Origin of the sequence: Microseira sp. BLCC-F43, assembly GCF_041929235.1 — a bacterium.
In the GTDB taxonomy this organism is placed as follows: Bacteria; Cyanobacteriota; Cyanobacteriia; order Cyanobacteriales; family Aerosakkonemataceae; genus Microseira.
On record NZ_JBHFNP010000281.1, the window covers coordinates 145,055 to 151,537 of the forward strand.

The following is a 6,483-nucleotide window of genomic DNA, read 5'->3' on the forward strand; positions in this document are numbered from 1 at the left end:
TGGGGGATCTTGGCGTTTCTTTCTGTAAAATCTATGCAGGTCCAATCGCTTCAATCGCAGCTTCTAATGCGATCGCCACATGGGACCAATGCGTCCCCCCTTGACAAAATGCAATATATGGTTCCCGCAATGGCCCATCGGCGGAAAATTCTAACGTACTCCCTTCAATAAAAGTACCCCCCGCCATCACCACCTGACTTTCATAACCCGGCATTTCGCAAGGAATCGGTTCGACATAAGAATCAATCGGCGAATGCTGTTGAATAGTCTTACAAAAAGCAATAAGTTTTGCCGCAGAACCCAACTTAATCGCTTGAATTACATCCCGCCTTGGTGCTAAAGGCAATGGATTGACTGGGTATCCCAATTTATCGAAAACATAGGCAGTTAAATGATTGCCTTTCATCGCTTCCCCCACCATTTGCGGTGCTAAGAATAACCCTTGAAATAGCAATCGATTTTGGTCAAATGTCGCCCCGCCAGCACTACCAATTCCCGGTGCAGTCAGGCGACAAGCAGCCGCTTCGACTAAATCTGCTTTACCCGCAACGTAGCCACCTGCTGTGACAATTGTCCCGCCGGGATTTTTAATCAACGAACCTGCCATTAAATCCGCACCAACGTGGGTGGGTTCTTGGGTTTCGATGAATTCGCCGTAACAGTTATCGACAAAACAAACAGTATGGGGATTTTGTTGTTTGACCAAATAAACTATCTTCTCGATTTCCGCAATCGATAAACTCGGACGCCAAGAATAACCGCAAGAACGCTGAATTAAAACTAGACGAGTGTTCTCTTTTACCGCTTGAGAAAGAGCATTCCAATCGACGATTCCTTCCCCAGTTAGAGGCAATTCCCGGTATTTGATGCCAAAATCGCTTAAAGAACCTTGTCCTTGCCCGCGCAAGCCTATCACTTCTTCTAACGTATCGTAAGGAGAACCCACAACCGATAGCATTTCGTCACCAGGACGGAGGACGCCGTATAATGCACAAGCGATCGCATGAGTCCCTGAAACAAATTGTACCCGTACCGCCGCCGCCTCCGCCCCCATCACATCGGCAAAGACTTTATCCAGCACCTCGCGTCCCATGTCATCGTGTCCGTATCCGCTGACACCCGCGAAGTGATGCGCCCCCACCCGATGGCGGCGAAACGCTTGTAAAACTCGTTTGAGATTTTGCTTGACCTGCGCGTCTATTTTGGCAAAAATTGGGGATAGTGCCTGTTCTGCGGCTTGCACCTGTTGAGAGCTATTCATTAATTCCTCATTGACAGTAAAAGTACGCGGATTTTCAATTCGCGCAGCGGGGACTGGAAAAAACATTTTAAGGTTATTGCATGACTGTTGCTACCACAACTGAAGAAAAACCGCTAGAAAGTTTGCCCCATCGCTTCAAATGGGGTGTTCTTTTGTTTATAGCAGCCGTCCACATCGGTGCTATGTTTGCTTTGTTACCGAGTAATTTTAGCTGGGCAGCAGTCGCCCTCGCTGTCTTTTTCCACTGGGTAACAGGTGGATTGGGAATTACTTTAGGATGGCATCGTTTGGTTACCCACCGCAGCTTTCAAGTACCGAAGTGGTTAGAGTATTTTTTAGTCTTCTGCGGTACGCTTTCTTGCGAAGGTGGGATAATTAACTGGGTGGGATCGCACCGCATACATCACCAATATTCCGATCAAACTCTAGATCCGCACGATTCTAATCAAGGTTTTTGGTGGAGTCATATCGTTTGGATGTTCTATGTCGATCCAGCAGATTTAGATCTTTCCCGCTACACCAAAGATATCGCCGATGACCCAGTTTACCAGTTCTTGCAGAAATACTTTATCCCGATTCAGGTCGCCTTTGGACTTGTGCTTTACTTATTAGGCGGTTGGTCTTTCGTAGTTTGGGGCATTTTTGTTCGCCTCGTGGTAACATTTCACTGCACTTGGTTCGTTAATAGCGCTACTCATAAGTTTGGCTATCGTACTTACGAATCTGGCGATCGCTCTACAAATTGCTGGTGGGTGGCGTTAGTATCCTATGGTGAAGGTTGGCACAACAATCACCACACCTTCCAATATTCTGCCCGTCACGGGATGCAATGGTGGGAAATTGACATCACTTGGATGACGATTCAATTGCTACAAGCACTCGGTTTGGCAACAAAAGTCAAATTGGTGGAAAAATAGGTAATGGCTAATTGCTAATGGCTAATTGCTAATTGGTAGAGGGAGAGGTAGAAGATTTCAGTCTTTCCTCTTAATTGCCCGATTAGCCATTAGCCATTAGCCATTAGCCATTACCTAAAATCTTCCATTTCCCTGCACGATATGCTTGAGCGTGGTTAAAGCGTCTAAGCTAATAAACCCGCGCCGCTGTCCTTTTTGATTCGACATGCCTAAAAAAACGGCGTCGCCTCGCGACGGATTGCGGGAAAAACGCGGACTGGCATTAATATAAGTCGAAGCGCTATTGACCCCTAGAGCAAATTGGCGATTTTCTTGGTAAGATTCGGTGACAATGCAGTCGGCATGACCGCTGCTGTATCGATTAATCCAGGCGATCGCTGCATCCAAACTCTCGACTCGCTTAAACGCCACCGTCTTGGTTAAATAAGGTTCGCTCCATTCCTTATCATCTACTAGGGTTAATTCCGGGAACTCAGCCACCAGTTCGGCATCCCCTCGAATTTTAAAGCCTTTTTCCTTTAAATTATTCCAAAGCATCGCTAACGACGAGGGTTTTTGGTTGCTATGGATCAAAACCTTTTCAATCGCATTCACCGGATCGGGTTCGCTTTGATGCGAGTCTAAAATCATCCAGCGAGCGAGTTCCAAACTGCCGGAAGGCGACCAATATAGGTAACAGTTACCCATTGCCGATCTTAAAACCGGCGTCGTTGCACAGCGCACGACTTGCTGTACTAAACTAGGACGACCGTAGGGAATCACCAGATTCACATAACGATCTTGGGTGACTAAATCTTGTAGGGAAGATCCTTGCTCAGCGGGTAGCAACTCCAGACATCCTGGGGGCATCCCGCAATCATCCAAGGCTAATTTTAACGCTTCGGCGATCGCCGCGTTAGAATGGCTCGCCTCGCTACCACCTCGCAGAATTAAACTATTCCCGGTTTTGATGCATAACCCCGCCGCGATCGCTCCTAACTCCGGAAACGCTTCGTAGATTAACGCGATCGTTCCCAATGGCATCAGCTGACAATAAGTTTGCGAGTGTTCCAGCTGATACGACGCATTCATCACCTTCCGGATCGGATCGGATAACTCGGATAACCTCTCCAGCATTTGAATCGTCGTCTGGAGGCGTTCCGGCGTCAACTTCAGCCAGTCTAAAATTAACTCCGGTACTGCCATTTCCCGACTTGCTTCCAAGTCGAGGGTGTTCGCTTCCAAAATATTATCTGCCGAATGCTTCAGCGCCAGCGCCAGCGATCGCACCGCACGGGAGCGATCCGCGCCTCTGGTTGTTCCCAATTCCAAAGCAGCTTGATAGACGCGACGAACTATCGCGATCAGATCCGGTGCAGCACGCGATGAATCACCCGTCATAACCCTAACGCCTATAAGCTAGCCAGAGAATCAGCGCTGGCAATACTGCTAAGATCAGCGCCAGCAATACCCAGGGGACGATATTCGCCGACCCCGAAGCCGAGCGCCACGCCAGCGGCAGCCATATCACTAGCGGCACTAAGAGTATAACAATCGTCAAGGGTAAATAGTGCTCTTTTAAACCCGAATGGGCGCGCTGCCACCGACTCCCCGTCCACAGCCAAGCTTTCTTGTACGGGTAGGTGGTCGATAGTTGCTCGATGACTTGCCCATTCTCTTCCACCACAAAAATCTGCTGACATTTATTACAGCCAAAAGCTTCTGTCAGCGTTATCGGCACTAAACGCCCCCTCCGTCCGCAGGGACAGGGGTAGTCTGTATTTAAATCAATTTTTTCAGATTTTGGAGATGACACAAGCGGTCGTATATTAAACCGATTCTATATTAATCTAGAACGAAAAAGGCCGATAGCCGTCCTTTTCCCCATCTAGTGCTACGTGGGTTTCCTTTTGCCCCAACGGGCAACGATGGTATTTTTATTATTTTAGCCCTGAAACTTTTGTCTCTAAAAAAAATTGTATGACTATTTTAGGTAGTCAGCTTGCTTAGCCTTAACCTTTGCCTATTATATTTCAAAGCGGGCAACGCGATTCGAACGCGCGACATTCACCTTGGCAAGGTGACGTAACATCCAGGCACGGTAGGGTTTTGGTGGGCTAGCAGGGCAATTTATCCCTTGTTTAGCCCATGACAGACACTAAAATCACCACCAAACGACAGAAAGGGCGGGTAACGCTGAGGTCGTGTAACGGTTGTCTTCAGCTTCGATTTACCGCAACCGGTAAACGTCATGTCCTATCCCTCTCCCTGGCTGATACCCCTGCCAACAGGAAGGTCGCACAAGCCAAGGCAGCACTAATCGAATCCGATTTGGCATGGGACAGGTTTGACCCGACCCTGGAGAAGTATAAACCTCAGAGGCAGAAAGCAATAATTTCTTCTCCACTTACCCTAGCCAAAACATCATTCTCCGACCTGTGGGAACGATACACACAATTCAAAAAAAGTCAAATAGCTGAGACTACCATAAGGGTTAAATACGCTCAGGTAGCAAATCACATCAAAAAGCTTCCCAAAGGTGTGACTGATAATGCAATTGCAATCAGGGATTACCTGCTAGCTACTAACAGTGTTCAAACAGCCAAATATGTTTTGACTCAGCTAAATGCAATGGGTAAGTGGGCAGAAAAATCAAAGCTGCTGGATGCTAACCCGTTTGAGGGAATCAGTAACGATATCAAGGTAAAAGATGCAGATTACCAAAACATTCAACCGTTTAGTGAAGTAGACAGGGAAGCAATCATTTACGGTTTATATAAACACTAATATGCGTCTGTTTACACCCCTTTCGTCAAGTTATTATTTTGGACTGGATGCAGGACTGGTGAAGCAATAGCACTCAAATGGAAACAGGTTTCTAATGATTGTGAAGCTATCACTTTCTGCGAATCTGTTAGCACCAGTAAACGTATCATAAAGAACACCAAAACAGGTAAATACCGAAAGTTCCCTTGTCCCCCTTGTTTGGTAGGACTGTTGCAGTCAATCAAGCCTGAAAACGTTAACCCAGACGCACCTGTTTTTACCTCTCCCAACGATAAAGAAATTATTGCCAGAAACTTTCTGTGCCGAGCCTGGAAGCCAGTCCTAGAGGGGCTAGGGATTTCAGATCGCAGTCAATACAACACCCGTCATACATTCATTACAGACTGTTTGAGGCGAGGGGTTGATACAGCAACTGTTGCTAAGTGGGTAGGGAATTCACCTGAGATTATCTACAAGCATTACGCTGGTGCGAATAACGAAATACTTACCCCTAATTTGGGGGGAAATTAAATTAATTAAATTCACTTTACATCCCTGGAGATAACAAGGCAAAATCATCAGTTTTCAGCACTTGAATTGTGGCGAAAATACTCTGCCTACTACCTGTGGAACTATGGCACTAAAGCCAGCAACGCAAGATGCAAGAGGATTGAGAAAAAATTAAGTCTACTAGCAAGTATCAGCGAGCCACAAATGATTGTTGATGAGTTGCTGAAAAGCCAGAGCGCCAAGCAGTTCCTGAGCATCTTTAAAGACTTGTACAACTGCTATCAATGGGCGCGGATCAACAAAGTGATAGCAGTTAATCCCCTTGAATGGCTTAATTACGAGCTTCATCCCATTTATCTTGACTCTTATTACCTTCAGGCGATCAGGCGACAAAGCAAGTCATTAAGAAGCCTTGAATGTATCTACTGGTCAGAATTGTCATCACCTCCAACAGGTCAGGAAATGGCAAAACTTCGCGCTGCACTCGCTAACGAAATATCATCCGATTACATACCTGCCAACAGTAGTCCTTACTGGTTTTTGGCTGGTGAGCCTCCAACTCTTCTGATGACTCACGAAAAAGGGTATCGAGCCATCAGGAAGACCGCTGTTCACCCCTCTGAGTATACAAGTGGAAAGATAAGGTGGGTGACATTTGATCAGTCCTATATAGATGTCCAGAAGCAACAAGGGAAGGACTGGCTACCGGCGAAGCGGCAAGCAACCGTCCCACTATCGACCCTGGTAAACCTGTCAGCGGCACTCAATCCGCGCCAGTGTAGCGACAGTCTGTGTTGAGGCTGGGAACCGCATGAAAACCCGTCTAACGGATTTTAGACATCCTATGGTTTCCACAGCAAGCACGTAAACGGTAACAGTAACAGTAACAGTAACACTCCTCCTGTACCTCATTCGTGACAGGTTAGCGCCACCTGAACTGGTCGTTTAGTACGGAGAGCCGACTCTCCTATAGCATTCACACCCTCTACCCTCACGTAAAAGGCTCAAAGCGAGTCCGGTCACATCTCAAGTAAGTAATGAACGAGATGG

At 46.9% G+C, this 6,483-nt stretch carries 6 protein-coding genes and 1 pseudogene; 4 read left to right on the top strand and 3 right to left on the bottom strand.

Annotation, left to right across the window (positions count from 1 at the left end):
* Positions 1 to 31 precede the first annotated feature (31 nt).
* Positions 32 to 1,261, bottom strand: coding sequence for an aminotransferase class I/II-fold pyridoxal phosphate-dependent enzyme (locus tag ACE1CM_RS37840; protein ID WP_374884100.1), 1,230 nt, complete (start codon positions 1,259 to 1,261; stop codon positions 32 to 34).
* An 80-nt stretch (positions 1,262 to 1,341) separates the two neighbouring features.
* On the opposite strand from ACE1CM_RS37840, the gene ACE1CM_RS37845 reads away from it, so the two are divergent.
* The gene (locus ACE1CM_RS37845; RefSeq protein WP_374884090.1) at positions 1,342 to 2,178 is read left to right on the top strand and encodes an acyl-CoA desaturase; all 837 of its coding nucleotides are present in this window, start codon (positions 1,342 to 1,344) and stop codon (positions 2,176 to 2,178) included.
* Positions 2,179 to 2,292: 114 nt separating this feature from the next.
* Here the strand turns inward: ACE1CM_RS37845 and ACE1CM_RS37850 are convergent, their stop codons facing one another.
* Positions 2,293 to 3,558 (bottom strand): glutamate-5-semialdehyde dehydrogenase, encoded by a 1,266-nt coding sequence (locus tag ACE1CM_RS37850; protein ID WP_374884091.1) that lies wholly within the window; start codon positions 3,556 to 3,558, stop codon positions 2,293 to 2,295.
* Between the two features lie 4 nt (positions 3,559 to 3,562).
* A complete protein-coding gene (locus ACE1CM_RS37855; RefSeq protein ID WP_226583393.1) occupies positions 3,563 to 3,973 on the bottom strand; it encodes a hypothetical protein in 411 nt (136 codons plus the stop codon).
* 332 nt (positions 3,974 to 4,305) lie between these two features.
* Between ACE1CM_RS37855 and ACE1CM_RS37860 the strand changes: the two genes are divergently transcribed.
* The 3 genes and pseudogenes from ACE1CM_RS37860 (at position 4,306) to ACE1CM_RS37870 (ending at position 6,231) form a co-directional block, all read left to right on the top strand.
* Positions 4,306 to 4,944 (top strand): Arm DNA-binding domain-containing protein, encoded by a 639-nt coding sequence (locus ACE1CM_RS37860; protein ID WP_374884092.1) that lies wholly within the window; start codon positions 4,306 to 4,308, stop codon positions 4,942 to 4,944.
* A 33-nt stretch (positions 4,945 to 4,977) separates the two neighbouring features.
* Positions 4,978 to 5,454: pseudogene (locus ACE1CM_RS37865) on the top strand (tyrosine-type recombinase/integrase); the annotation flags it as partial.
* Positions 5,455 to 5,520: 66 nt separating this feature from the next.
* Complete coding sequence (locus ACE1CM_RS37870; protein ID WP_374884093.1) at positions 5,521 to 6,231, top strand: hypothetical protein; 711 nt, start codon at positions 5,521 to 5,523, stop codon at positions 6,229 to 6,231.
* The last annotated feature ends 252 nt before the right edge of the window (positions 6,232 to 6,483 follow it).